Here is a 25,757-nt window from a genome sequence, read left to right as displayed (position 1 = left end):
TGCGAAGCGCGGGCTGGCGTCGCTGTGCATCGGCGGCGGGATGGGCGTCGCGCTCGCGGTCGAGCGCGGTTGAACACGGTCTGACGATAGTGCACGCGTGCGGCGCCGGCCAGCGCCGCACACAGATGCAGCAAACTTCGCGCGCAACAAGCTGCCAATAACAAGCGTGATGTTCCGGTGCGCGCCACGTCCGCCCTGCGGGCGCCAGCGCATCGCAGCGGCGGGGCGGCAGCATGTGCCATGCCGTCGCCCCGCACCTTTGACTACTTTTCTTGTCGGTAACTCATAGGATGACTAAGCGAATTGCAGTTGTGACGGGTGGGATGGGCGGTCTCGGCGAAGCGATCAGCATCCGGTTGAACGATGCGGGCTACCAGGTCGTCGTCACGTATTCGCCGAACAACACCGGCGCCGATCGCTGGCTGACCGAGATGCACGCGGCCGGTCGCGAATTCCACGCGTATCCGGTGGACGTGGCCGATTACGATTCGTGCCAGCAATGCGTCGAGAAAATTGTCCGGGACGTCGGCCCGGTCGACATCCTGGTGAACAACGCGGGCATCACGCGTGACATGACGCTGCGCAAGCTCGACAAGGTCAACTGGGATGCGGTGATCCGCACCAACCTCGATTCCGTGTTCAACATGACGAAGCCGGTCTGCGACGGCATGGTCGAGCGCGGCTGGGGACGCATCGTCAACATCGCGTCGGTCAACGGCTCGAAGGGCTCGGTCGGCCAGACCAACTACGCGGCCGCGAAGGCCGGCATGCACGGCTTCACGAAATCGCTCGCGCTCGAGACCGCGCGCAAGGGCGTGACGGTGAACACGGTGTCGCCGGGCTACCTCGCGACGAAGATGGTGACGGCGATCCCGCAGGACATCCTCGATACCAAGATCCTTCCGCAGATTCCGGCGGGACGGCTCGGGAAACCCGAGGAAGTCGCGGCGCTGGTCGCCTATCTGTGCTCGGAAGAGGCCGGTTTCGTGACGGGCTCCAACATCGCGATCAACGGCGGCCAGCACATGCATTGACGCGCGGCGGCCCGGGCGGCGTTCGCGCGCGCGTCCGGGCCGTGCTCCCGCTGTATCCAGCGCCGGGGCGGCGCGCACGCGCGCGGTGACGGAACACGGACGCAGGTTCGCCGCGCATGCGGCGGGCCGGGTGCGCCCGCGCGCCGGCTACCGCGTCACGGCACGCACGCCGCACCGGCCTCGCATTCCGGAGGAGGCATGGGTGACACCTGGATGGGACTCGCGATCGGCGGCTCGGCACTGGCCGTCGCGCTGACGATGGCGATCGCGCTTCACTGGCTCGAGCGGCGCCGCGCGCGGCTGCTGCGCAACTTCGATCATCGCGATTGCTGGCTGGTCGCGTACGGCAAGTGCTTCGCGCGCGGGCCGGCGCGTCGCACGCGCGGCGGCGCGCGCTGACGGCGGCGGTGCGGCACCGCCGCGTTCACGCGTCGTGCCGCGTCCCGCGCATCCGTCTGCGGTGCGCGGGACGTTCGCGCTCAATCGCTGTTTCGCGCGCCTTCGCCTGAATCGTTCTTGTGGAAGATCCGCTTCGTCGTGCGCTTGGTGGCATCCCAGCCTTCGCGCGACGCGTGCGCGATGCCGTGGCCGACCGTCTTCGCGGCGCTCGCGGTCGCGTGGCCGAAACTGCGCGCGGCCTCGCCGGTCTTGTGCGCGGCTTCCTTCGAATCGCGCTTGATGTCCTGCTTCACTTCCGACATGTCCGCGTGCGCGATCGGGCTGATCAGCGCGAGAACGAACGCGGTGCAAATGAACTGACGTGCTTTCACGGCCTGGTTTCCTTGGGGCTGGTTCATCTAGGGTCCGCGCGGCCCGCGGGCGGCGCAACACGTATGCCGGCTGCCGATGCATCGAGCATCACCGCGGCGCGGCCGCCGAGCAACACGCGCTCCCCGCAGCGCAGCGTGAAGCCGTACAGCACGGAGCGGTCGTCGCCGCCGATGCGTTCGGCATCGACGATCAGCGGCAGGTCGAACGTGTCGAGCCGGTCGACGAACGCGTCGACGTTGCGCACGCTCGCGAGATAGCCGGCGCGCGGCCGCGCGGGTTCCGCCTGCGCCTGCTGCGCACCGAGCAGCGCGCCGTGCACGGCCATCGCCTGTGCCGCATATTCGATCCCGCAGACCGACGCGAGCCGGCCGCGCGAGCGCAGCGGGTTGTGCGGGTCGCGGTGGCTCGTCGCGCTGCAGCGGATGCGCGCGGCGTCCCACGCTTCGACCCGATCGAGCAAGCACATCGCGCCGTCGTGCGGAATGTGCGCGGCGATCCATGCGCGATCGAGCGTGGCCGGCGCCGGCGCAGGCATCGGCGTCGAAACGGGCGTCGTCATCGCGCGTGCCTCGCCGCGGCATTCGGCAGTGCGATATCGACCTGCACGCGCGTATCTTCCAGATAGTCGAGCACGACGCTCGCCGCGCGCCGCGCCGCGAGCGCGTCGAGCAGCGGCAGCGCGCGCGCGGCCGGATTGCCGGTGCGCAGCGCGTCGAGTTCGGGGTTCGCGAGCGTCGTCGCCGGCGCGTCGGTGAGCCGCACGTCGATGCGCGCGAGCGTGCGTTCGCTCGCGTCGGGCGCGAGCACGAGCGCGACGCCGAATGCGTCGACGATCGGCCGCACCGCGTGCAGCGGCTCCGGATAGTCGGTGTCGTAGGCGATCAGCAGGCTCGGCACGCGATCGACCATGACCTGGCACACGCTCTCGAGCAGGCCCGCGGCGAAGCTGCCGTCGTGTGCGCACAGCACGTTCGACGTCGCCATCGCGCGGGTCGCGATGCTCCAGTAGCCGGCCGGCGCGTTGTGCACCGAGTTGTGAAAGCGCGTGGGCGACAGGTGGCGATCGTCGCCGGCGAGGGTCTCGCAGATCGCGTGGCAGTTCTGGCCGTCGCCGCCGGACGCGCTGAACACGGTCGCGAGCGTGGCCGCATCGCGCCCGCTCGCGGCTGCCGCTTCGAGGCCGACCGCGAGCGCGACGCGCACGACGGGGCCGGTGCGGCGGCGTTCCGCCGGCGGCAGGCTGGCAGGCGGCGGCAGCACGGTGCGCGCGCTCGCATAGGCCGCGCGGCCCGCGAGCACGTCGGCCGCGTGCGGCCAGTCGTTCAGTCCCGGCCCGACGAGGCCGACACTTTCGATGAAGGCGGTGACGGTCATGTCGGCTCCCGGCGGCTCGCATGCCCGGCGCGGCCGAGGATCAGGCTGCAGTTCGTGCCGCCGAAGCCGAACGAATTCGACAGGACCGCACGCACGCGCGCATCGCGGCTCGCGAGCACGTAGTCGGCGGCCAGCGCCGGGTCGGGTTGCGTCGTGTTGACGCCGGCCGGCACGAACTGTTCGCGCAGCGCCAGCGCGGCGACGACCGCTTCGAGGGCGCCGGCCGCCCCGAGCGTGTGACCGGTCGCGCCCTTCGTCGAGCTGCACGGCGTGCGCGCGAGCAGCGTGCCCACCGCGCGGCTTTCGGCGGCATCGTTGCTGGGCGTCGCGGTGCCGTGCAGGTTCACGTAGTCGATGTCGGTTGCAGCGAGGCCGGCCGACGCGAGCGCCTGTTCGATCGCGATGCGCGCGCCGAGCCCCTCCGGATGCGGCGACGACATGTGATGCGCATCGCTCGATTCGCCGATGCCGAGCAGCAGGATCGCGTCGCCGTCGAGCGTGGCGGGCGCATCGGGCACGCGTTCGAGCAGCGCGAACGCCGCCGCTTCGCCGATCGAGATGCCGTCGCGGGCGACGTCGAACGGCCGGCACGGCCGGCGCGACAGCAGTTCGAGCGAATTGAAGCCGTACAGCGTCGTCAGGCACAGCGAATCGACGCCGCCGACGACGGCCGCATCGATCAGCCCCGCTTCGATCATCCGGCGCGCGGAGCCGAACACCTTCGCGCCGGACGAGCACGCCGACGAGATCGCCATCGCCGGCCCGCGCAGCGCGAAATACGCGCGCACGAACGCAGCCGGCGAATACGGGTTGTGCGTGTGCGCGTAGCGGAATCGGGCGGGCAGTGCGCCGCTGGCTGGATCGCGCTGCTCGTACGCGCGCTCGGTCTCGAGGATGCCGGACGTGCTCGTGCCGACGAACACGCCGACGCGCGCGGCGCCGTGGCGCGACACGGCCGCCGCGACGCGCGCGTCGAAGCCGTCCTGGACGAGGCCGAGTTGCGCGAGGCGGTTGTTGCGGCAGTCGAAGTCGGCGAGATCCGCGCGCACGGGCTGCGCATCGACGCCGTCCACGGCGCCGATCCAGGTGTCGAGATCGGCGCGTTCGAAGTCGCACGGCGTGAGCCCGCCGCGCGCGTGGCGCAGCGCGTCGACGGTCGCGTCGAGGCCGCGGCCGATGCAGCTGGTGGCGGTGAAGTGCGAGAGCAGGAGAGGTTTCACGAGGGTCGTATCCGGTGGCCGGAACGGGCGCCGCAGCGGGGCTGGCGGGCGCGCCGGGCGTGGTCAGATTTTATCAAACGCGGAGGCCGGCATGCCCGGCCCGGCGGGCGGATCGGACGGTTCGGGGGCGAGCGCGGCGCGCAGCGTGGTCCAGTGCAACTGCGCATCGGCGGCCGCGTGCAGCAGCGCGGGCAGCACGTCGAGCACGACCGGTTCGCCACGCGCGTCGCGCGCCGCGTGACCGTCGTGCACGAGCAGGATGTCGCGCGCAGCCAGGCCGTTCAGCAGGCGGTGCGTGACGGTATCCGCATCGCGCGCGCGCGTGTCGAAGCCACGGCGCGTCCAGCTGGCGAGCTGCAGGCCGAACTCGCACAGCACCGGCTCGAGAAACGGATTGCGCAGGCCGGCCGGCGCGCGGAAGAAGCGCGGGCGCGTGCCGGCGATCTCGGTCAGCGTCTGCTGCGCGGCCGCGATTTCACGGCGCAGCGCGGCGGGCCCCGACAGCGAGAACGTATGCCGGTGCCGCTGGCTGTGGTTCTCGACCGCGTGGCCGCGCGCGACGATCGCTTCGATCCACTGCGGATGGCGGCGCGCGAGATCGCCGATGCAGAAGAACGTCGCGCGCGCGTCGTGGCGATCGAGCAGGTCCAGCACGCGCGGCGTGACGTCGGGGTCCGGGCCGTCGTCGATCGTCAGCGCGATCCGGCGGCCGGCGCCGGCCGGCAGGCGCGTCCAGTTCGGCCCGAGCAGCGCGCTGCGCGGCCACAGGCCGGCGGCGGTCAGCGCGAGATGCGACGCGACCACGCCACCGGCGGCCCACGGCCATGCGGCCGGTTGTGCGACGACGGCCGCGAGCGCGCCCGCGTGCAGCGCGGCCGTGCCCGCGATCAGCGGCGTCGGTTTCCAGCGGCGCGCATCGCCGGGCTGGCGAGGCGGAACGGACGACGGCGCGTTCATGCGTGACCTCCTGTCGGCTCACGATCAGGGCTGCCCGCGGCCACCGCCGCCATGCGCGGCGCGAGAATCGCGGCGAACGCGAGCGCGAGCATCGCGCCAGGGCCGACGGTCAACCCGAAGGTTTCTAGCAGCGGCACCCGCGACAGCGCGAGCAGGCCGAAGCCGGCGACCGTCGCGAGGTTCGCGATCAGCAGCGACACGAGCGTGCGAGGTGTGACCGGTTGCGCGTCGTCGCGCTTGCAGAAGAACAGCGCATAGTTCGAGCCGACCGCGACGATCAGCAGCATCCCGACGAGGTGCAGGATCGTCAGCGGCACGCCGGCGAGCGCGAAGCCGGCCGTCACCACCAGCACGGCCGCGACCAGTGGCGCGAGCGCGCGTACGACGCGGCGCGGCGAGCGCAGCGCGATCAGCAGCAGCACGGCGATCGCCGCGAAACCCGCGAGCGACAGCCGGATGTCCTCGTGCACGTAGTTCACGTACAGGCGGTCGGCCTCGGCCTTCATGTCGACGAACAGCGCGTCGGGCACGCCGGCGCGCGCGACGGCCGCGCGAATCGGCGCGGCATCGAGCGCCGGAGCCGCCGGACCGGTGCGTGCGACGTCCGGCGCGCGCAGCGGCAGCATCGCGCGCCAGCGGCCCGCGCGCTCGGTCAGCAGCGCGTCGACGGCGAGCGCCATCGACGTGCCGCGCAGGTCCGCGCGCGTGAGCAGTGGCGCGTGGCGTGCGGCCTCGACATCGGCGATGAACGGGGCGAACAGCTCGGGCCTGACCGGGATCGGCTGGTTCGCGACGGCCGCGCGCATGCGTGCGGCAAGCGTGTCGGCGTCCGGCAGGCTCGCCTGGCGCGCGCGCTGCGCGGCGTCGCTCGGCAGGTAGCGCGCGGGACTTTCGAAGCCCGCGAGCGCGCCGCGCTCGACGAGCGGCTGCAATTGCGCGGCGACCCGTTCCGCGCGTTCGAGCGCGGCCTGTTCGGTCGGCGCGGAAATCACGACGAGATAGCGCACGTCCGGCGCGCCGAGATCGGCGCGCAGGCGTGCGTCGAGTGCCTGCGCGCGAGCGGGCACGGGGCTCAGTGCCGCAAGCTCGCGGCTCCACAGGCCGTCGCGATGCAGCATGAGCGTCGCGCACGCGGCGAGCACGAGCGCGGCGAGCGGCCAGCGCAGCCGCGGCGCGGCAGCGGCCGCCCGCGCGAGCACCGCGCCGACGCGCGACACGTCGCGAATCGCGACGTGCTCGCCGCGCAGGTGCGGCAGCACGAAGCGCGTGACGAGCGCGGCGGCCGTCAGCCCGGCGATCGAGTAGAGCCCGAGCTGCACGAGGCCCGGAAAACCGGAGAACAGCATCGACGCGAAGCCGCACACGGACGTCAGCACGCCGAGCCGGATCGTCGGCCAATAAGCGGCGATCCATGCCCGCGTCGCGTCGGCGGGCCGCGTGGTGCCGCGCGCGCCGGCCTGCGCCGATTGCACGAACAGGTAGATCGAATAGTCGACGGCTTCGCCGATCAGCGTCGTGCCGAAGCCGAGCGTCAGCCCGTGGACCGTGCCGAACGCGATGCTGACCGCCGCGATGCCGGCGGCGATGCCCGTCAGCACCGGCAGCAGCCCTAGCGCGAGCGTGCGCGGCGAGCGGTACAGCGTCAGCAGCAGCGCGACGATCAGCACGACGCTCGCCGTCGACAGCCGCTCGACGTCGTGCCGGATCGTGTCGCGCGTGTCGACCGAGAACACGCCTGGGCCGGTCATCGCGAGCGTGTACGCGGCCGGGTTCGGCAGCGCCTGCGTCGCGGCGGAGAACGCGCGGCGCACCGCGTCGATCGCGCGTGCCTGCGCATCGGTGTCGGAGCCGGGCGCGGCCGTCTGCACGACGAGCACCGCGCGCGTGCCGTCGCGCGACGCCCATACGCCGTCGCGGCTGGCGGGCTGCGCGCCGCTGTCGAGCTGGTCGACGAGCGCCGTCACTTCGCCGGTCGGGTCGCGCGGCAGCAGCGCCTTCGCGACGAGCCCCGCCGACGAACTCAACAGGTCGAGGCTGTCGCCGAGCGCCTGGTGCAGGCCGTCCGCGCTGAAGCGCCGCGGCGCGACGGCCGGGCTCAGCAGGTAGCGATGGTCGAACACGAACTGCCGGTCGCGTGTGTCGTCGACGGCTTCGCCGTTGTTGATCGAGGAGAATTGCCGGTCGGCGCGCAGCGTGCCGGCGACGCGCCGCGACAGCGCGGCACGCGTGGCCGCATCGCCGCCGTCGATCGCGACGAGGATCAGCCGCGACACGATGCCGTCGCGCAGTTGATCGACGAGCACGCGCTGCCCCGCGCTCGGTGCGCGCGGCAGGAACGCGGACAGGTCGGCCGTGAAGTTCGCGCGGGCGATCGCGATTCCGCATGCGACGAGCGCGAGCAGCCACACGAGCACCGCGCGTTGCCGCCAGGCGGGCAGGCGGTGCGTGACGGGCGCGGGCGGCCGGGTGCGATCGTCCATCAGTTCGCCGGGACGGGTTGCAGGCGCATCGTCGAACGGTCGCCGTCGGCCTGCCGGATCGCGACGCTGCGCAACACGTCGCGCGAGCCTTCGAGCGTGATCGTGCTGACGACCTTCAGCATCCGCGAGTCGAGCGGCGTGAGCGTCAGCGTCCAGTCGTCGCCGCGACCGGCGAGCGCGACCTTGTAGACCTGCTCGAGCGCATAGCGGTTGCCGGCGAGCGTCGCGCGGATGCTGTCGATGAACGCGCCGAGCTCCGGATAGCGCGCGAGCGCGAGCGTGTACTTGCGGCTGTTGCGCTCGACGGTGAGCATGTCGCCGTCGACCACGAGATGTTCGGGCTTCGGGTTCAGCGTGTGCTTCTCGAGATGGTCGGGTGCGACGAACACGAGCTCGCCCGACGATTCGAGCGGCTGCGTGGTGATCGACAGCGTCTTCGTCTCGGTGAACGTCGCGCGCCCCGACTTGTGCTGCGCGAGCGTCGACATCAGCCGGTCGAGGGTCCATGCCGAACCGGTGTCGGCCGCGTGCGCGGGCAGGGCGAGCGCGACGGCGGCCGTGACGGCGAACGTGCGTGCTGCTCGGCGCAGCGCGCGCGGGTGCGGCAGCGGGAACATCGGCGGAAAGCGGCGAACGGCGGTCATGCGTCGGAATCCCTCGTGGCGGACAGGCCGGCGCACGCGTGCGCCGCGTCGCGGCGCGCGGCGGCCGTGCCGGTCTGCCAGAAATCGAAATAGTTGAACCAGTTGTACGGCGCCGCGCGACAGTACTGGTCGAGCAGCGCGACGTAGCGCGCGAGCGCCGCGTCGACGGCCGCCGCGCGCGTGTCGCGGCGCACGTCGGAAAAATCGGCGAGCGTCTCGAAGTGCACATCGTAGCGGTTGCCGTCGCGATAGAGGCCCGTCATGAACAGCACCGGACGCCGCAGCATCGCGGCCATGTACAGCGGCCCGAGCGGGAATGCCGCCGGCGCGCCGAGCAGCGGCAGCCACCGCAGCGACGCGGTCGCGTCGTCGAGCAGCGTGCGGTCGGCGAGCATCCCGACCATGCAGTTCGCGTCGAGGCGTTCGCGCACCTTCAGCATCGAGTCGACCTGCCCGAGCGGAATCACTTCCGGCTTCGCGGCCGGGTTGACGGCGGCGAGCGTCGCGTTGATCTTGCGCGCGTTCTCTTCGAACATCGTGACGACGACGCGCAGGTCCGGGCGCGTGCGGCCGATCGCGCGCACGACTTCGAAGCTGCCGAGATGCGCGCCCATCAGGAATGCGCCGCGCCCGCCGGCGAGCGCGGCGTCGACCCGCGTCTCGCCGTGCAGCCGGATGTCGAACAGGTCGAAGCGGCCGTTCATCAGGTAGATGCGGTCGTGGATCGTCGCCGCGAACGTGAACACGTGCCGGTACACGTCGCGCCAGCGCGCGGGACGGCCGAGCACGCGGCGCAGGTAGTCGCGCGACGCGGCGCACGCGACCGGCGAGAACAGCACGAAATAAGCCGCGACGGCATGCAGCACGATGCGCGACGGCCGCCGGCCGAAACGCAGCGAGATCCAGGTCATCACGCGCAGCAACCCGGCGTTGCTGCGTTCCTGGCGCTCGGCCCATGCGGTGCGCTTCATGGCTGCGCGCCGTCCTGCGCGGCCGGCGGCGCGGACAGCACGCCGGTCGCGACGTCGCGCGCACCCGCGCGCAGCGTGAAGCGGATCGCACCGCCGGCCGCAGCATCGAACGCGAGATCGAGCGCCTCGCCCGGCGCGACCGGGCTCAGGAATTTCGCGGAAGCCAGCCGCCACGTATCGAGCGGGCGATTCAGCGATGCGCCGAGTGCGGCGATCGCGTGATCGAGCAGCACGACGCCCGGCACGATCGGACGACCGGGGAAATGGCCGGGCAGCGCCGGATGATCGGCGGGAATCGTGAACGCGAGCGGCGCGTCGGGCGCGTCCGTCGCGGCGCGCTCGCGCACGTCGGCCCCGGCGGCGCGCGTGTGCCGTGCGACGAGCGCCGCGAGCACGTCGCGCGGCAGCTTGCCCGTTTCGTTGCGCGGCAATGCGTCGACGAACACGAGCGGGCGCGGCATGAACGCCGGATCGATCCGTTCGCGCAGCGCGCGCTGCACGTCGGCAGCGGCGAGCGTCGGCGCGACCACGAGCGCGACGAGGCGCGTGACCGGTTCGCGGGTCGCATCGGCGTCGGCCGGCGCGATGTCGTCCGGCATGAAGAACACGCCGTCGACGACGTCGGCAATCGCGTTCAGCTGATGGTTCAGGTAGGCGAGCGACGTGCGCTTGCCGGCGATGTTGACGAGGTCGGCCTTGCGGCCGTGCAGCAGGAACCGGCCGTCGTCGAGTAGCTCGAGCGCGTCGCCCATCGGCACCGGGGTTTCGACGTGTCCGCCCGACACCCACACGGTCGGGCCGCTGTCGTCGCCGGCGGCATCGTGGTCCGACGCGTCGTGCGCCGCGCGCGCGTCGAGCCGGATGTCCGGGAACGGTTGCCACGCGGCGCCCTGCGACGTGCGGCGCGTCGCGATCTGGCCGGTTTCGGTGCTGCCGTAGATTTCGACGAGCGGCGCCTCGAGCGCGGCCTCGGCTTCGCACGCGAGTTTTTCCGACAGCGGCGCGGTGGCCGACAGCACGAGCGCGGCCGGGGGCAGCGCATCGCCGGCCGACAGCAGCGCGCGCAGGTGGATCGGCGACGTGACGAGCACGCGCGGCTGCGGGATCGCGGCGAGTTCGTCGCGAATGTCGACCGGGTAGAACGGCTGGCGGTTGCTGAACGCGAGGCCGCCGATCAGCGCGAGCAGCACCGTCGATTCGAAGCCGTACATGTGCTGCGCGGGCACGGTACCGATCAGCGTGGCCGCGCGGCCGTCGAGCAGGCCGAGGCGCTCGGCCGCCGCGCGCACGCAGCCGACCAGGAAGCCCCAGGTCTTGCGGTGCGGCACCGGCGCGCCGGTCGAGCCGGACGTGAACACGTACGCCATGATCCGCGACGCGTCGATCTGCGGCACCACGCACGGTGCGTCGTCGGGGAGTTCGCCGGGTGCGGCGTCCGGATACGCGAAGCGCGGCAGGTCGATCGTGCAGTCCGGCGCGTCGTGCAGGCAGAACGCGTCCGGTGCGAACGACGCGAGCTGGCGCACCATCTCCGGCGTGTGCGTCGACGGCAGCAGGCTGATCCTGCCGGTGACGAGCGCCGCGCACAGGCTGACCGCGAAGCGGTAGCGGTCGCGGCACACGTTGAACACGTGGCGGCCGGCGGGCAGTGCGGCGGCCACGCGCGCGACGTCGGCGACGAACGTGCGGACGGTGACGGGCGTGCCGTCGCGCCAGGCGATCGTCTGGTCCGGCGAGGAATGGAATACCAGCGGGTGAGTCGGCATAAATCGGTCAAAGCGGAAGGCAGTCACCGGCGCGGCCGCGATGCGGCGCCGCGCCGGCCATGAATTCATCGTGACGGCTGCGTCGACGCGCGGTACGCGCGCACCGCGTCGACCATCCGCGGCCGCGCGTCGTGCGGCAGCGCGAAGCGCCGGCACGCATGCTCGGCGCCGAACATCACGGCGACGAGCGGCAGCGACAGGTAGTTCGCGAATGTGGACCACGCGACGATCGGCGCGGTCGCGAACAGCAGCGTCGACACGGCGGCGATCGCGACGAAGAACAGCGTCCATGCGAGCGTGATGTGCCGCGTGTAGCGCGCGACGGCCGGCGTGATCGAGCCGTGGATCAGCGTCGCGAAGCGCGTGCAGAGCGGCACCTGGCCGGCCGCGAGGGTGCGGCCGAACAGCAGCGCCATCGCGAGGTTGAAGCTCGCGTGCTCCAGATACAGGCCCCATTCGAAATGGCGCGCGAGCGGGATGCGCATGGCCCACAGCGCGACGGCGGCCAGCAGCCATGCCGGCACGAGCCAGGCGCGCTGCGGCGAGCGCAGTGCCGCGCCGAGCGCGAGCAGCAGTGGCGGCGCGAGCGCCATCGCGAGGCCGAAGCCGTGCGCGCCGGGCGTCGCGGCCGCGTAGTGCGCGCCGATCTGGTACGCCGCCACTGCGGCGACCGCGCCGGCGCCGCGTACGATGCCGAGCGGCGTGCTCATCGCGGCGCTCCGGGCGCGCGGCGCGGGTGCGCGTTGCCGCCGGCTGCCGCGGCACGGCGGCAAACGGACGGGCAAACTAGCGGACAAACCGGAGCGAGGGGAGCGGACGGGCGCGGCATGGTTGCTGGAAACATCGGGCGGATCGGGGCCGGACGCGTGCGTCGGGCCGTCAAACATCATATGAATGGCGGCCGGGACGCTAGTCCGGGCCGGCTGTCGTGCACGCACATTTTAGGGCCCCGGCGCGGCGGTCCGAGGCAGATGCAGCCGGGTTTTGTAACCGAATGTATGGCAGCGCACTGAAGCTTTTGCGGCGACGATCCATTTCCATCCGAAGCGGCTCAAGCGTCTGCTGCGATCGGGTCCCGAAACCGGCCGCGGCGGGGGCCCTTCAGTCTGTAACCATTCCCCGTATACGTGCCGATACCCATCGTCTAGAATCCGCGTAACTTTTACAAACGATCCCCAATAACGCAGGCGGGGAAGCCGGCAGACGCCGGAGGGACGGAGATTCGCGCGCCTCGCACCGCGCCGGGCGTGCACGACGGTTGCCGTTTTCCGGGCGCCTCCCGCTGCCATGGGCCGCCTGCCCGCAAGCATGATGAACGCACTGGAACAAGAGCTCGCCACGCTGATCATCGGCGAACTGAATCTCGAAGACGTCCCGCTCGAAACGGTGACGGCCGGGACCCCGCTGTACGGCGAGGGCTTCGGGCTCGACTCCATCGACATCCTGGAAATCGCGCTGCTGATCTCGAAGAAGTACGGCTTCGAGCTGCGCTCGGACAATCCGGACAACCAGAAGATCTTCGCGACGCTCGGCGCGCTTGCCGCGTATGTCGCCGCGCATCGCACGAAGTGACGGCGGCGCGCGCGGGCGCGACGCGGCACGCAGAGGATGACGGCACGCGGCGGCGGTGGCTGGATGCACCGCCGCCGCGTCGATCGAGGAGGAACGCGATGAACGGAGCAATTCGATGCGGGCGCTCGTAACGGGCGGCAGCGGCGCACTCGGGCAGGCGATCTGCACGACGCTCGCGCAGGCCGGCCACGAAGTCTGGGTACACGCGAACCGGAATCTCGCGCAGGCGCAAGCCGTCGCGCAGCAGATCGTCGCGGCCGGCGGCATCGCGCATGCGATCGCATTCGACGTGACCGACGCGGATGCGACGCTCGCCGCGCTCGCACCGTTCGTCGACGACGCGCCGGTGCAGATCCTCGTCAACAGCGCGGGCATTCACGACGACGCGCCGATGGCCGGCATGTCGCGCCGGCAATGGCACAGCGTGATCGACGTGACGCTCAACGGTTTTTTCAACGTGACGCAACCGCTCCTGCTGCCGATGATCCGCACGCGGCGCGGCCGGATCGTCAACATCGCGTCGGTCGCCGGCGTGACCGGCAACCGCGGACAGGTCAACTACGCGGCCGCGAAGGCGGGGCTGATCGGCGCGACGAAGTCGCTGTCGCTGGAACTCGCGTCGCGCGGCATTACCGTGAACGCGGTCGCGCCCGGCATCATCGAGTCGCCGATGGCGGAACATGCGTTTCCCGCCGAACGGATCAAGCAGCTCGTGCCCGCGCAGCGCGCCGGCCGGCCCGACGAAGTCGCGGCGATGGTCGCGTATCTGGTATCCGATGCGGCCGCCTATGTGACGGGGCAAGTGCTGTCCGTCAACGGCGGCCTCGCATGACGACGCGCGCGGCGTCGGCTTGACGCGAAGCAACGGCGCGCAACGCGGCGCGTGGCCACGATGCCGCGAGCCCGCGCCGCATAGTGAGGAAATCGAAGTGTCAGTGCATCCAGTCGACGCCGAACGGCGAGCGTGTTCCCCGTCGTCCGCCACGCGCGCGGTCGCACACGGACCCGTGGCGGCCACGTCCACCGCGAACGGCGGCACTCGTGCGTTGCGGCTCGTCCAGATCGATCAGGCACGGCTGGCTGCGCTGCTGCACGATGCGCAGCAGCGGGGCGACGCATTCGACTGCGTGTTTCCCGGTGCGCTGGGCGCGGTCTGCATCGGTGCGGCCGGGTCGCCGGCCGATGCGATGGCCCGCATGCTCGCCGCTGCTGCGCCCGACCTGCCGCTCGCACCGGTGCAGATGGCGCTGCTCGATGCCGGCAGCCATGCACGCGCCGATGCGGTCTGCGAAATCTGGCAGTGCGACGCGCGCGACCTGCGCAGCGAGCGACGCGGCGCGCTGCAGTACCGCTACAGCGCAACGGCGGGGCTCGTGTTCGGCAGCATCGTCGTGCAGGAAGCGCAGCCAGCGCATGAAGCGCGGGAATCGGCCGATGCGGATCGCGACGGCGGCACGCCGCTCGAGCGCGCGACCTACGACGCATACCGCGCGCTGTTCGACGTGCTCGATACGCTCGGCATCCCGCATCCGCTGCGGATCTGGAACACCGTGCCGGCGATCAACGCGCAGCAGTTCGGGATCGAACGCTATCGTCAGTTCAATATCGGCAGGCAGCGCGCGTTCGACGCGTGCCGCCGCGCGCTGACGGACGGTGTGCCGGCCGCCTGCGCGCTCGGTTCGGTCGTGCCGGTCGCGGGCGACACGCCGCCGGCCGCGCCGCTCGCGATCCATTTCATCGCGAGCCGTGCGCCGGCCGATCCGGTCGAGAACCCGCGCCAGGTCAGCGCGTATCACTACCCGGCCGAGTACGGCCCGCGTGCGCCGACGTTCGCGCGCGCGGCCGCATGGCCGGGCGACGCTGCCGCGCCGCTGCTGTTCGTGTCGGGCACCGCCAGCATCGTCGGGCATCGCACCGTGCATCACGGCGACGTCGTCGCGCAAACGCGCGAGACGATCGCGAACCTGGCCGCCGTGCTCGAGCAGGCCGCGCGGCAGGGGCACGGCCCGTTCACGCTCGCCGACCTGAGCTACCGCGTCTACGTGCGCGACGCCGGCGATCCCGCGGCGCTCGCCGCGATCGAACGCGCGTTGCGCGATGCGGCCGGCCCCGGCGTGCGGCCGCTGTTCGTCCATGCGGACGTGTGCCGCGACGATCTGCTGGTCGAGATCGAGGCGAGCGCCGGCCATCCGCTGGAGCACCTGTCGTGAAGCGCGCGGGCCTGTCGCTGCGCGAACCGTCGCCGCACGCGGGCGGCGTCGACGAAGCCTGTCGGCCGTCGCCTGCAGGTCATAAACTTTTGTCAGGATCCTCGTCTTCGCAATCGGCCGTTCCCATGTCCACGCTGCAGGCCTCGTCCACCCATCTCGTACTGATTCCGAGCTACAACCCGGGCGTCAAGGTCGACACGACCGTGCGCAACGCCCGCGCGCAGTGGAATCCGGTGTGGGTCGTCGTCGACGGCAGCACCGACGGCAGCGCCGAGCGCCTGCAGGCGATGGCCGAGCGCGACCCCGGGCTGCGCGTGATCGTGCTGCCGGCGAACCGCGGCAAGGGCGCCGCGGTGCTGGCCGGGCTCGACGCGGCGGCCGCGAGCGGCTTCACGCACGTGCTGACGATGGATTCCGACGGCCAGCATCCGGCCGACCTGATTCCCGAATTCATGGCCGCGTCGCAGGCGGCGCCGGATGCGATGGTGCTGGGCCTGCCGAAGTTCGACGCGAGCGCGCCGCAGCTGCGCGTGCAGGGACGGCGGCTGTCGAACGGATGGGCCGACCTCGAGACGCTGTGGGCCGGGATCGGCGATTCGCTGTACGGCTTTCGCGTGTACCCGGTCGCGCCGCTCGCCGCGATCATGCATCGCCAGCCGTGGATGCGCGGCTTCGACTTCGATCCGGAAGCCGCCGTGCGGCTGTGCTGGGCCGGGGTGCGGCCGATCCGCATCGAAGCGCCGGTGCGCTACTTCGGCGCGCACGAGGGCGGCGTGTCGCATTTCCACTACGGCCGCGACAACGCGCTGCTCGCGTGGATGCACCTGCGGCTGTTCGCCGGTTTCGTGGTGCGGCTGCCGATGCTGGTCGCGCGGCGGCTGACGCGCCGGTCGCGTTCCGCGTTCGGCCGGTCGTCCGGCCGTGGCGATTGACGGCCCGATTGTCATCAATCGGCTGAGCAATCGCGCCGTCCATTCCGTATTTGTCAGTAATCAAGCTGTCATTCGATGTAAACATCTGGTAATTTTCTGCCGGATTATGCAAAATCGCCGCTCCCAAATACAACTACCGAGGGATCCGGGATGCATATCAAGAAAGCGGCGGCCGCGTGCGGCATGGTTTTCCTGTTGAGCGCATGCGGTGGCGTGCAGAGTCTCGACGCGAACAGCCTGACGTCGGCGGGGACCAGCCTGGTCAAGGCGGCGACGCTGTCGGACAGCGACATCGCGGCACTGTCGAACGACTCGTGCAAGGCGAGCGACGCCGAATCGAAGATCGCCGCGCCGAACAGCGCGTACGCGAAGCGCCTGACGAAGGTGATGAAGGGCTTCGGCGACATGACGCTGAACGGCCAGAAGATCAACTACAAGGTCTACATGACCAAGGACGTCAACGCGTGGGCGATGGGCAACGGCTGCGTGCGCGTGTACAGCGGCCTGATGGACATGATGAACGACGACGAGCTGCGCGGCGTGATCGGCCATGAAATGGGCCACGTCGCGCTGGGTCACTCGAAGAAGGCGATGCAGACTGCCTACGCGGTCAGCGCGGCACGCACGGCGGCCGGCGCGGCATCGCCGGGCGTCGCGGCCCTGACGAGCTCGCAGCTCGGCGACATCACCGAGAAGTTCATCAACGCGCAGTTTTCGCAGACGCAGGAAAGCGCGGCCGACGACTACTCGTTCGACCTGATGAAGCAGAAGAACATGAACCAGAAGGGCCTCGTCACCGCGTTCCAGAAGCTCGCGCAGCTCGATGGCGGCAAGAGCTCGATGATGAGCTCGCACCCGTCGTCGACGAGTCGTGCGCAGCACATCCAGGATCGCATCGCGAAGGGCAGCTGAGCGCCGCCTGATGGCGCCGGCCTCGTCCGGCGCCCGGGATGAACGAAACCCCACGCTCTTGCGGGCGTGGGGTTTTTGTTTTTTCGGGGAAACGGAAAACGGCCGGAAAGCGGCCGGAAAACCGCCGGAAAGCGGCCGCGCCGCGTGCTTACGGCACCATCCCCGGCAGCACGTACGCCTGCACGAGCGTGATCAGGCCGACGATCACCGCGAACAGCAGGCTGTGGCGCACCGTGAAGCGGAACAGCTCCGATTCCTTGCCGACCAGCCCCGTTGCCGCGCATGCCACCGCGATCGACTGCGGCGAGATCATCTTCGCGGTCACGCCGCCCGTCGTGTTCGCGGCGACCGCGAGCGTCTCGGGCACGCCGAGCTGGTGCGCGGTCGCTTGCTGCAGCGAGCAGAACAGCGCGTTCGACGACGTGTCCGAGCCGGTCAGGAACACGCCGAGCCAGCCGAGGAACGGCGAGAAGAACGGAAACGCGGCGCCGGTCGCGGCGAGCATCAGCGCGAGCGTCGACGACATCCCCGAGTAGTTCGCGACGAACGCGAACGCGAGCACGAGGCCGATCGACAGGATCGGGCGCGTGAGCTCCTTCAGCGTTTCGCCGAACGTGACGAGCGCGTCGCGCGGTTTCATCCGCAGCAGCGCCATCGAGATCAGCGCGGTCACGAGGATCGCGCTGCCCACCGCCGACACGAGATCGAGCTTCAGCACCGCGTCGAGCGCTTTCGGCGTCGCGGCGATCGGCGCGGTCTTCACGACGAGCTGGTCGAGCCCGGCTACGTGGAACTTGAGGACGGTCGACGCGAGCGCGCCGTGCGCGGCGAACAGCGCCTTGAACGGCGCGATGCTCCACACGGTGACGACGGCCGTCAGGATCAGGAACGGCGACCACGCGCGCACGGTCTGCGCGAGCGAGTACGGCGACGCCTGGCGGCTCGCGCCCGCACCGTTGCCGCCCGCACCGAACCCCGCGAGCGCCGCGCCGCCGCCGGACGCGACGAGGCCGCCGGCCGTCTGCTTCGCGCTGCCCGGTTGCCAGACCTTCAGGAACGCTGCGAGCGACACGAGGCTGACGAGCGACGACGTGATGTCCGGCAGCTCGGGCCCGATATGGTTCGACGTGAAGTACTGCGTGATCGCGAAGCTGCCGCCGGCGACGAGCGCGGCCGGCCAGGTCTGCCGTACGCCGCGCAGCCCGTCCATCATGAACACGAGCCAGAACGGCACCGCGAGCGACAGCAGCGGCAGCTGGCGGCCGGCCATCGCGCCGATGTGGAACGCGTCGATGCCGGTCACCTGTCCGGCGACGATGATCGGGATGCCCATCGCGCCGAACGCGACCGGCGCGGTGTTTGCAATCAGACACAATCCTGCCGCGTGCAGCGGCTTGAAGCCGAGGCCGACGAGCAGCGCGGCCGTGATCGCGACGGGCGCGCCGAAGCCGGCGGCGCCTTCGAGGAACGCGCCGAACGAGAAGCCGATCAGCAGCATCTGCAGCCGCTGGTCGTCGGTGATCGACAGCACCGACGCGCGGATGATCTCGAACTGGCCGGTCTTCACGACGATCTTGTACAGGAACACCGCCGCGACGATGATCCACGCGATCGGCCACAGGCCGTACGCGAAGCCGAAGCCGGCTGCGGCGAGCGCCTGCGGCACGGGCATGCCGTACGCGAGGATCGCGACGCCGAGCGCCAGCAGGAGCGTGATCGCGGCGGCGACGTGCCCCTTCATCCGCAGTGCGGCGAGCGCGACGAAAAAGAAGATGATCGGGATCGCGGCGACGAACGCCGACAGCCCGAGGCTGCCGAGCGGGGTGTAGATCTGATGCCAAACCTGCATGGTTGTCTCCTCCATGGATTTCTATCGGTACGGGTTTGAAAGCGGGGTGGTCTATTCGGGCTGGCCGCGTGCGCGCAGCAGGTCGGACAGGCTGCGCGGCGCCGGCTCGAGCGGCGTGCGATGCTGGGTCCAGCCCATCTGCTTCGCGGGCGTCAGTGCGCGCAGCCGCGTCGCGCTCCAGCGGAACGCGCGATACGCGCGCGGATGCGCGAACGCGCCGGACCAGAAGCGCCACACGAGGTCTTCCGCGCGGTTGTAGTTCGCGCCCTGGCCGCGCAGCGGATGCGCGACGGGTTCGTCGGGCTTGCGGTTCGCCTCGGTGCGCAGCCGCACCAGCAATTGCGGGATCGGAATCCGGACCGGGCACACCTCGCCGCACGCGCCGCACAGCGTCGATGCGGTCGGCAGGTCGGCCGTCGCGTCGAGGCCGAGCAGGTGCGGCGAGATGATCTTGCCGATCGGGCCCGGGTAGGTCGTCCCGTATGCGTGGCCGCCGATCCGCGTATAGACGGGGCAGTGGTTCATGCACGCGCCGCAGCGGATGCATTGCAGCGTCGCGCGCAGCTGCTCGTCGGCGTAGGCCTGCGTGCGGCCGTTGTCGAGCAGCACGAGATGCAGCTCGCGCGGGCCGTCGCGTTCGCCGTCGCGGCGCGGGCCCGAGATCAGGTTGAAGTAGGTCGTGATCGCCTGGCCGGTGGCCGAGCGCGTGAGCAGGCTCGACAGCGGCACGATGTGCTCGAGTTTCTCGACGACCTTCTCGATCCCCATGATCGCGACGTGCGTGTCGGGCACGGTGGTCGACAGCCGGCCGTTGCCCTCGTTCTCGACGAGCCACAGCGTGCCCGTGTCGGCCGCCGCGAAGTTCACGCCGGACAGGCCGATGTCGGCTTCCGCGAACGCGCGGCGCAGCGCGCGCCGGCCGGTCTGGATCAGCTCGTCGACGTCCTCCGTGTAACGCGTGCCCGGGATGTGTTCCTTGAACAGCTCGGCGATGTCGCCGCGCGTCTTGTGGATCGCCGGCATCACGATGTGCGACGGCTTTTCGCCCGCGAGCTGCACGATGAACTCGCCCATGTCGGACTCGATGCAGTCGACGCCGTGATCCGCGAGGTAATGGTTCAGCTCGATTTCCTCGCTCGCCATCGACTTGCCCTTGATCACGCGGCGCGCCTTCTTCGCCTGCGCGATGCCGAGCACGATCGCGTTCGCGTCGGCGGCCGTCTCGGCCCAGTGCACGTGCACGCCGGCCGCGGTGAGCTTCGCCTCCAGCCGCTCGAGCAGCGCGGGCAGTTGCGCGAGCGCGTGCTGGCGCACCGCTTCGCCGAGATCGCGCAGCTGCTGCAGCTCGGTGTCGTCGGGGAACTGGGTCGCGCGCTTGCCCTGCAGGAAATCCATCGCGCCGCGAAAGCTGCGGCGCAGCGCGGGATCGCCGAGCGCGGCGCGCGCGCGGGCCTTGAAGTCGCCGGGGGCGACGAATTGCAGCGGTTGGTCGCTCATCGCGGCAGGTCCTGGCAGGCGGTTGCGGTCGGTTCGGTGACGATCACGACCCAGAGGTTGCGCGGGCCGTGTGCGCCATACGCGAGGGTCTGCTGGATGTCGGAGGTCTTCGACGGGCCCGACACCAGCACGACGTTGGTCGGCATGCCGGCGTGCCAGCGCTCCGCGTGCGCGGCCGCGTGAAGGTCCGCGTGCAGCGTGTTCGCATGCACGAGCGCGACGTGCAGCGGCGGCACCAGCGACACCGTGCGCGGCGTGCCGGCATCGGGCGCGAGCACGACGGTGCCGGTCGCCGCGATGCCCGAGCGCGCGACCGTGAAGCCCGCGTCGATCGTGTCGAACAGCTCGGCTTTCCATGCGTCGATCGGCCGGTCGAACGGCACCGGCGCGACCGCGTCGGGCAATGCCTGCGCGAGGGCCGCCGATTCGGCGCGGGCCGGGTCGAGCAGCAGGCGGCGCACGCCGGCCTCGGCCAGGCGCGCGGCCAGCTGCGCGGGCCATGCGTCGGCGGTGGCGCACCAGACTTCGGCGTGCGACGCGGCGAGCGCGGCCTGCATCGTCTGCGCGAGCGCGCGAGAATCGGGCGCGACTGCCGCGCGCCGCGCCGCGTAATGCATGTCGATGCGCGCATCGAGCGCGGGTGCGGCGTTCACGGCGACGCCGGGGGCGGCGGCGCGCAGGCGCGCGAGGATGGCGTCGCGCGCGCTCATTGCGTGTCTCCGCGCAGCGAGCCGGCACCGGCCGTGCGGCGCCACAGGAAGCTCGCGAGATGCTCGACGGGCAGCGCGGCGCCGGCCTTGGCCGCAGCGTGGCCGATGTTCAGCAGGCAGCCGCAGTCCGCCGACACGAGCCGGTCGCAGCCCGTCGCGCAGGCCGATGCGACCTTGTCGCGCACCATCGCGCCGGAGATGTCGGGATGCTTCAGCGAGAACGTGCCGCCGAAGCCGCAGCATTCCGATTCGCGTTCATGTTCGATGCGGGTGACGCCCGGCAGCGCATCGACGAGCGCGACGCCATGCACGCGCGTACCCATCTCGCGGCGGGCCGCGCACGACGTGTGCAGCACGACGCGCTCGTCCGGGCCGGCGTTGGCGGTGACGGCGTCGAGCCGCACGTCGAGCACATGGACGAGGAATTCGGCGAGTTCGTAGGTGCGCTCCGCGATTGCGCGAGCCTTCGGGCCGTGCACGGGATCGTCGGCGAACAGGGCGGGCCAATGGTGCCGGATCATGCCCGCGCACGAGCCGGACGGCACGATCACGGGCCACGGCTCGGCGAATAGGTCGAGCTGCGCGGCCGCGACGCGGCGCGCTTCGTCGGGATTGCCGCTGCTGTAGGCCGGCTGCCCGCAGCAGCTCTGGCCGCGCGGATAGTGGACGGTCAGGCCTTCGCGTTCCAGCAGGCGGACCGCGTCGAGCCCGGCTTCGGGGACGAACAGGTCGACCAGGCAGGTCGCGAACAGATAGACGTGCGCGGGGGCGGCGGCGGGGTAGTGCCTTTCGTTCATGTCTCGCTCCAGGGGGGCCGGCCCGGCATGCGAATGCGGGACGACGATTTCGCTGCATAATTCCCGCGACGGCGCCGCAGCTCAAATTGGTTGGGCCAATCGGCGTGACGGGTATTCCGGATGGGGAGACGGCGATGGCGGCGATGACGGCACGGGGCCGGACCGAAGTGGTGATGCGCAAGATCGAGACGGCGCTGCTCGACGGCACGTGGCCGGCCGGCGCGCGGCTGCCGGCGGAGCGCGTGCTCGCGCAGCAGTACGGCGTCGCGCGCAATACGGTGCGCGAGGCGACCCAGCGGCTCGTCGCGCGCGGGCTGCTGCAGAGCCGGCGCGGCGCGGGCGTCTACGTGACGGACCAGTTGCGCGCGGGCATCGCGTCGCCGTGGGGCCAACTGGTTGCCGACCATCCGGCGCTGCGCGACGACATACTCGAGTTTCGCCGCGTGCTCGAAGGCGCGACCGCGTATTTCGCCGCGCTGCGCGCCGACGCGCACGACCGGCGCCGGATCCGCGCGCTGCTGCGCGAGCTCGAGACCGCGCACGCGAACGACGACGCGGCCCTCGAGGCGTCGGCCGACGCGAAGCTGCACGAGGCGATCGCGCTCGCGTCGCACAACACGATGTTCCTGCACCTGCACACGAGCGTGCTCGGGATGCTGCGCGAGCACATCTCGATCAACGTCGCGGGGATGACCACGCACGACGAGCAGGCATCGGAGTTGCTGCTGCAGCAGCACCGGGTGGTCTGCGACGCGATCTGCGCGCACCGGCCCGAGGAGGCGCGCACGGCGATGCAGACCCATATCGACTACGTGCGCAGCCACTTCGAGCGAAACGACGACGCGCCGTGAGATTGGTTGGACCATGGGCGCGGCGGGTCCGCCTGGCGGTCGAATCCGAGGACGCCCGCCGGCCGCGGTCCCGGGCCGCGCAGGGCCGCGGCCGCGCGCGGCGTGCGTGGCGGCTCGGCGCCGCATGCGCCGGGCGCGCGATTGACCGGTTCATCGGGCGCCCCCTAGAATCGACTGAACCCGCCCGTCAGCCGCGCGCCGCGGCGATTGCGGACCCGTTGATCCGCCTGTCGAGGGAGTTTCCGTGCTCACGTCCTTGATCCGGTGCGCGCCGGCCGCGCTGTCGTGGCGCGCCGTCGGCCGCCCGGCCTGCGCGCTCGCCGTGTGCGCGCTGCTGTCGCTGGCCACCGCCTGCGCGACGCACCCGCCCGCCACCACGCTCGATCGCCCCGTCTCGCACGCGTTGCCGACCGATACCGCGACGCCGCTGCGCGCCGCGCTGGCCGCGCCGGAAGCCGCGCATCCGGGGCAGTCGGGCTTCCGGCTGCTGCCCGACGGCGCGACCGCGCTGCAGATGCGCATCGCGCTCGCGCGCGCGGCGACGAAGACGCTCGACATGCAGTACTACATCGCGACCGAGGACACGACTGGCAAGCTGCTGCTGGGCGCGGCGCTGTATGCGGCCGATCGCGGCGTGCGCGTGCGGATGCTGGTCGACGACCTGAACTTCCGCGACATCGATCGCGTCATGGCCGCGCTGAACACGCACACGAACATCGAGATTCGCGTGTTCAACCCGTTCGGCGCGTCGCAATACGGGATGGTCGAGCGCACGGCCAACTACTTCACGCGGATCGACAGCTTCACGCGGCGGATGCACAACAAGGCGATGATCGCGGACAACCAGCTCGCGATCGTCGGCGGCCGCAATCTCGGCGACGAATACTTCAGTGCGAGCCCGACGTTGCAGTTTCGCGATCTCGACGTGCTCGCCGCGGGCCCCGTGACGAACGATGTCTCGAAGAGCTTCGACGGCTACTGGGCGAGCGCGAGCAGCTATCCGTTGCGCGTGCTGAATCATCAGACGTTCGCTCCGAAGGATCTCGACGCGATGCGCGACGAGCTGCGCGACCACTGGCGCAAGAATGCCGACCCGTACAACGCGAAGCCGCTGAACGCGACACCGCTCGCGCAGCAGATCGCGCGCGACGAGCTCGCGCTCGTGTGGGCGCCGGCCGAATTCAAGGTCGATGCGCCGACCAAGGTCGCGCAGCCGACCGACGCATACGTGAGCCCGCCGATGCAGCGCCTCGTCGAACTGATGCGCGGCGCGCAGAAGGAATTCCTCGCGTTTTCGCCGTACTTCGTGCCGCACGATGCCGGCGTGAAGATCCTCGGCGACACGGTCGGGCGCGGCGTGCGCGTCGCGATCGTGACGAATTCGCTCGCGGCGACCGATGCGGTCGCGGTGCAGGCCGGCTACGCGCCGTACCGCGTGCCGTTGCTCGAGCGCGGCGTCGAGCTGTACGAGTTCAAGGCACAGCCGGGCCAGCAGCCCACGCGCCTGTTCGGCTCGCGCTCGCGTGCGAGCCTGCATGCGAAGGCGTACGTGATCGACCGGCACATCCTGGTGATCGGCTCGCTGAATCTCGACCCGCGCTCGGCGCACCTGAACACCGAGCTCGCGCTCGTGATCCACAGCCCGGTGCTCGCGCAGCAGGCCGCGGAGATCTTCGCACGGGTGACGCAGCCCGACGAAAGCTATCGCGTTACGCTCGTGAAGCAAATGGACGGCGGGCCGCCGGCACTCGAATGGACGGGCGTCGACGGCGGCCAGTCGACCCTCTATCACGTCGATCCGCATGCCGGGCTGCTGCGCAACGTGATGACCGGCCTTTTCATGCTGCTGCCGGTCGACGACCAGTTGTAAGGGCCGGAACGGCTCGGGCCAAACCCGCGATACCGGTGCGCGGGGAAAGGTGATATGGTTGTGCGCACAACGATATGCGTATCGTGAAGGGTGCCGCCGGACGGCTCGCGCAATGCGGGCGGAAGCGGTGCCGAACGACGCGCCGCACGCGCCATGTGCACCAAGCACGCCGCGTGTGCCGCCAGGAGACGAAGGACGATACGCGCGCCGCCCGCGCGGCCGCGCAAGCCCGCAACCGGAGTGCCCCATGCAACGTGTACCCAACCAGCCGTTCACGCGTCCCGCCCGTTTTTCCGAAGCCGAATGGCAGGCGCGCGTGCAGCTCGCGGCCGCCTACCGGATCTTCGACCATCTCGGCTGGACCGAGCTGATCTACAACCATATCTCGCTGCGCGTGCCGGGCGAGGACGGTCATTTCCTGATCAATCCGTTCGGGCTCCATTACCGCGAGGTGTGCGCGTCGAACCTCGTGAAGATCGACCTCGACGGCAACGTGATCGGCCATTCCGACTGGCCGATCAATCCGGCCGGCTTCACCTTCCACAGCGCGATCCATGCGGCGCTGCCCGACGCGCACTGCGTGATGCACGTGCATACGACGCCCACGATGGCCGTGTGCTGCTCGCGCGACGGGCTGTCGTTCTCGAACTTCTATTCGGCGCAGCTGTACGGGAAGATCGCGTATCACGATTTCGAGGGCATCACCGTGCATCTCGAGGAAGGGCGGCGCATCGTCGAGAGCGCCGGCGGTCGGCCCGTGCTGCTGCTGCGCAACCACGGGCCCGTGACGATCGGCGCGACGCTTGCACAGACCTTCTCGTTGATGTGGCTGCTCAATCGCGCGTGCGAGGTGCAGGTCGCGACCCATGCGATCGGCGACGCACTGCCGATCGCGCCGCCGGTGCTCGAGGGCTGCGTGCGCGATTCGCTGAATTTCGATCCGAGGCACGGCGCGGGGCAGGACGCGTTCGACGCGTTGCAGCGCATCGTCGATCGCATCGATCCCGGCTATCGCGCGTGAGGCGCGGTGCCGGCGCGGTGCCGGCGCGGTGCCGGCGCGATGCCGGGCTCGACCGCCGCGGCGAAATCGATTCGCGACGCTTGATGGTGAGCGCAGCGGAATGTGCCGGACGATGCCCGTATGCCGTGCGGCACGCGCAAAAAAAACGCGGCCGGATGGCCGCGTGAATACTCGCAGACTCCTTCGGACGAAGGAAACAAGCAACTGTGAGACGAAGTGTAGCGAAAGGCCGCGCGCAGATTCAGGGCGCGTGCTGCAAAGGTCTCTTCCAGGTTCCGTCAGGCTGGCGCGCGACGCGCGGGCTGCCGGATCGGCGGCG

At 70.9% G+C, this 25,757-nt stretch carries 25 protein-coding genes; 10 read left to right on the top strand and 15 right to left on the bottom strand.

What is annotated here, in order from left to right; translation table 11 throughout:
* The coding region (locus tag U4012_RS14510) for a hypothetical protein (RefSeq protein WP_321799418.1) at positions 1–235 on the bottom strand (235 nt) is incomplete at its 3' end.
* Between the two features lie 55 nt (positions 236–290).
* On the opposite strand from U4012_RS14510, the gene phbB reads away from it, so the two are divergent.
* Together phbB and U4012_RS14500 are read left to right on the top strand one after the other, a co-directional pair.
* Positions 291–1,034, top strand: a complete 744-nt coding sequence (gene phbB / locus U4012_RS14505; protein WP_044847445.1) for an acetoacetyl-CoA reductase — start codon at positions 291–293, stop codon at positions 1,032–1,034.
* 198 nt (positions 1,035–1,232) lie between these two features.
* A complete protein-coding gene (locus U4012_RS14500; protein WP_044847444.1) occupies positions 1,233–1,433 on the top strand; it encodes a hypothetical protein in 201 nt (66 codons plus the stop codon).
* Between the two features lie 80 nt (positions 1,434–1,513).
* Here the strand turns inward: U4012_RS14500 and U4012_RS14495 are convergent, their stop codons facing one another.
* The 10 genes from U4012_RS14495 to U4012_RS14450 form a co-directional block, all read right to left on the bottom strand.
* On the bottom strand, positions 1,514–1,831 hold the full coding sequence (locus tag U4012_RS14495) for a hypothetical protein (RefSeq protein ID WP_044847443.1): 318 nt from the start codon (positions 1,829–1,831) through the stop codon (positions 1,514–1,516).
* Complete coding sequence (locus U4012_RS14490; RefSeq protein WP_044847442.1) at positions 1,828–2,364, bottom strand: hotdog family protein; 537 nt, start codon at positions 2,362–2,364, stop codon at positions 1,828–1,830. Before U4012_RS14490 ends, U4012_RS14495 begins: the two co-directional genes overlap by 4 nt.
* Positions 2,361–3,179 carry a beta-ketoacyl synthase chain length factor gene (locus U4012_RS14485; RefSeq protein WP_321799413.1) on the bottom strand — a complete coding sequence of 273 codons (819 nt, stop codon included), beginning with the start codon at positions 3,177–3,179 and terminating at the stop codon, positions 2,361–2,363. Before U4012_RS14485 ends, U4012_RS14490 begins: the two co-directional genes overlap by 4 nt.
* The gene (locus U4012_RS14480; protein ID WP_321799411.1) at positions 3,176–4,399 is read right to left on the bottom strand and encodes a beta-ketoacyl-[acyl-carrier-protein] synthase family protein; all 1,224 of its coding nucleotides are present in this window, start codon (positions 4,397–4,399) and stop codon (positions 3,176–3,178) included. Before U4012_RS14480 ends, U4012_RS14485 begins: the two co-directional genes overlap by 4 nt.
* A gap of 63 nt (positions 4,400–4,462) precedes the next feature.
* Positions 4,463–5,356: a polysaccharide deacetylase family protein gene (locus U4012_RS14475; RefSeq protein WP_321799409.1), complete on the bottom strand. Its 894-nt coding sequence runs from the start codon at positions 5,354–5,356 to the stop codon at positions 4,463–4,465.
* Positions 5,353–7,836 carry an MMPL family transporter gene (locus U4012_RS14470; protein ID WP_321799407.1) on the bottom strand — a complete coding sequence of 828 codons (2,484 nt, stop codon included), beginning with the start codon at positions 7,834–7,836 and terminating at the stop codon, positions 5,353–5,355. Before U4012_RS14470 ends, U4012_RS14475 begins: the two co-directional genes overlap by 4 nt.
* The gene (locus tag U4012_RS14465) at positions 7,836–8,480 is read right to left on the bottom strand and encodes an outer membrane lipoprotein carrier protein LolA (protein WP_321799405.1); all 645 of its coding nucleotides are present in this window, start codon (positions 8,478–8,480) and stop codon (positions 7,836–7,838) included. The genes U4012_RS14470 and U4012_RS14465 overlap by 1 nt, the downstream gene beginning before the upstream one ends.
* Positions 8,477–9,451 (bottom strand): acyl-CoA synthetase, encoded by a 975-nt coding sequence (locus U4012_RS14460; RefSeq protein WP_321799403.1) that lies wholly within the window; start codon positions 9,449–9,451, stop codon positions 8,477–8,479. Before U4012_RS14460 ends, U4012_RS14465 begins: the two co-directional genes overlap by 4 nt.
* On the bottom strand, positions 9,448–11,217 hold the full coding sequence (locus U4012_RS14455) for an AMP-binding protein (protein ID WP_321799401.1): 1,770 nt from the start codon (positions 11,215–11,217) through the stop codon (positions 9,448–9,450). Before U4012_RS14455 ends, U4012_RS14460 begins: the two co-directional genes overlap by 4 nt.
* Positions 11,218–11,282: 65 nt before the next feature.
* Positions 11,283–11,927: a hypothetical protein gene (locus U4012_RS14450; RefSeq protein WP_321799399.1), complete on the bottom strand. Its 645-nt coding sequence runs from the start codon at positions 11,925–11,927 to the stop codon at positions 11,283–11,285.
* A gap of 577 nt (positions 11,928–12,504) precedes the next feature.
* Between U4012_RS14450 and U4012_RS14445 the strand changes: the two genes are divergently transcribed.
* The 5 genes from U4012_RS14445 to U4012_RS14425 all read left to right on the top strand — a co-directional run bounded on the left by U4012_RS14445 (position 12,505) and on the right by U4012_RS14425 (position 16,843).
* Positions 12,505–12,789 carry a phosphopantetheine-binding protein gene (locus U4012_RS14445; protein ID WP_014896047.1) on the top strand — a complete coding sequence of 95 codons (285 nt, stop codon included), beginning with the start codon at positions 12,505–12,507 and terminating at the stop codon, positions 12,787–12,789.
* Positions 12,790–12,904: 115 nt separating this feature from the next.
* The gene (gene fabG / locus U4012_RS14440; RefSeq protein ID WP_321799396.1) at positions 12,905–13,621 is read left to right on the top strand and encodes a 3-oxoacyl-ACP reductase FabG; all 717 of its coding nucleotides are present in this window, start codon (positions 12,905–12,907) and stop codon (positions 13,619–13,621) included.
* A 97-nt stretch (positions 13,622–13,718) separates the two neighbouring features.
* Entirely contained in the window at positions 13,719–14,999 is a 1,281-nt protein-coding gene (locus tag U4012_RS14435; RefSeq protein WP_321799394.1) for an endoribonuclease L-PSP, read from the top strand.
* Positions 15,000–15,124: 125 nt separating this feature from the next.
* Complete coding sequence (locus U4012_RS14430) at positions 15,125–15,931, top strand: glycosyltransferase family 2 protein (protein WP_321799392.1); 807 nt, start codon at positions 15,125–15,127, stop codon at positions 15,929–15,931.
* A gap of 150 nt (positions 15,932–16,081) precedes the next feature.
* Entirely contained in the window at positions 16,082–16,843 is a 762-nt protein-coding gene (locus U4012_RS14425) for a M48 family metalloprotease (RefSeq protein WP_321799390.1), read from the top strand.
* Between the two features lie 148 nt (positions 16,844–16,991).
* Here the strand turns inward: U4012_RS14425 and U4012_RS14420 are convergent, their stop codons facing one another.
* From U4012_RS14420 to U4012_RS14405, 4 genes are read right to left on the bottom strand one after another with little or no spacing between them, the layout of a single operon-like run.
* The gene (locus U4012_RS14420; protein ID WP_124521019.1) at positions 16,992–18,692 is read right to left on the bottom strand and encodes a lactate permease LctP family transporter; all 1,701 of its coding nucleotides are present in this window, start codon (positions 18,690–18,692) and stop codon (positions 16,992–16,994) included.
* 51 nt (positions 18,693–18,743) lie between these two features.
* On the bottom strand, positions 18,744–20,189 hold the full coding sequence (locus U4012_RS14415) for a LutB/LldF family L-lactate oxidation iron-sulfur protein (RefSeq protein ID WP_321799387.1): 1,446 nt from the start codon (positions 20,187–20,189) through the stop codon (positions 18,744–18,746).
* Complete coding sequence (locus tag U4012_RS14410) at positions 20,186–20,899, bottom strand: LutC/YkgG family protein (protein WP_321799385.1); 714 nt, start codon at positions 20,897–20,899, stop codon at positions 20,186–20,188. Before U4012_RS14410 ends, U4012_RS14415 begins: the two co-directional genes overlap by 4 nt.
* Complete coding sequence (locus tag U4012_RS14405; protein WP_124488589.1) at positions 20,896–21,696, bottom strand: (Fe-S)-binding protein; 801 nt, start codon at positions 21,694–21,696, stop codon at positions 20,896–20,898. The genes U4012_RS14410 and U4012_RS14405 overlap by 4 nt, the downstream gene beginning before the upstream one ends.
* 134 nt (positions 21,697–21,830) lie before the next feature.
* Between U4012_RS14405 and U4012_RS14400 the strand changes: the two genes are divergently transcribed.
* The 3 genes from U4012_RS14400 to U4012_RS14390 all read left to right on the top strand — a co-directional run bounded on the left by U4012_RS14400 (position 21,831) and on the right by U4012_RS14390 (position 25,438).
* Entirely contained in the window at positions 21,831–22,547 is a 717-nt protein-coding gene (locus U4012_RS14400) for a FadR/GntR family transcriptional regulator (protein ID WP_321799382.1), read from the top strand.
* A 244-nt stretch (positions 22,548–22,791) separates the two neighbouring features.
* Positions 22,792–24,417, top strand: a complete 1,626-nt coding sequence (locus U4012_RS14395) for a phospholipase D family protein (RefSeq protein ID WP_321799380.1) — start codon at positions 22,792–22,794, stop codon at positions 24,415–24,417.
* A 247-nt stretch (positions 24,418–24,664) separates the two neighbouring features.
* Positions 24,665–25,438: a class II aldolase/adducin family protein gene (locus tag U4012_RS14390; RefSeq protein WP_321799378.1), complete on the top strand. Its 774-nt coding sequence runs from the start codon at positions 24,665–24,667 to the stop codon at positions 25,436–25,438.
* Positions 25,439–25,757 lie beyond the last annotated feature (319 nt).

Origin of the sequence: Burkholderia sp. BCC1988 (assembly GCF_905339895.1) — a bacterium.
In the GTDB taxonomy this organism is placed as follows: Bacteria; Pseudomonadota; Gammaproteobacteria; order Burkholderiales; family Burkholderiaceae; genus Burkholderia.
The sequence above is the reverse complement of the archived record's forward strand: the minus strand, read 5'-3'. Positions and strand labels throughout refer to the sequence as shown.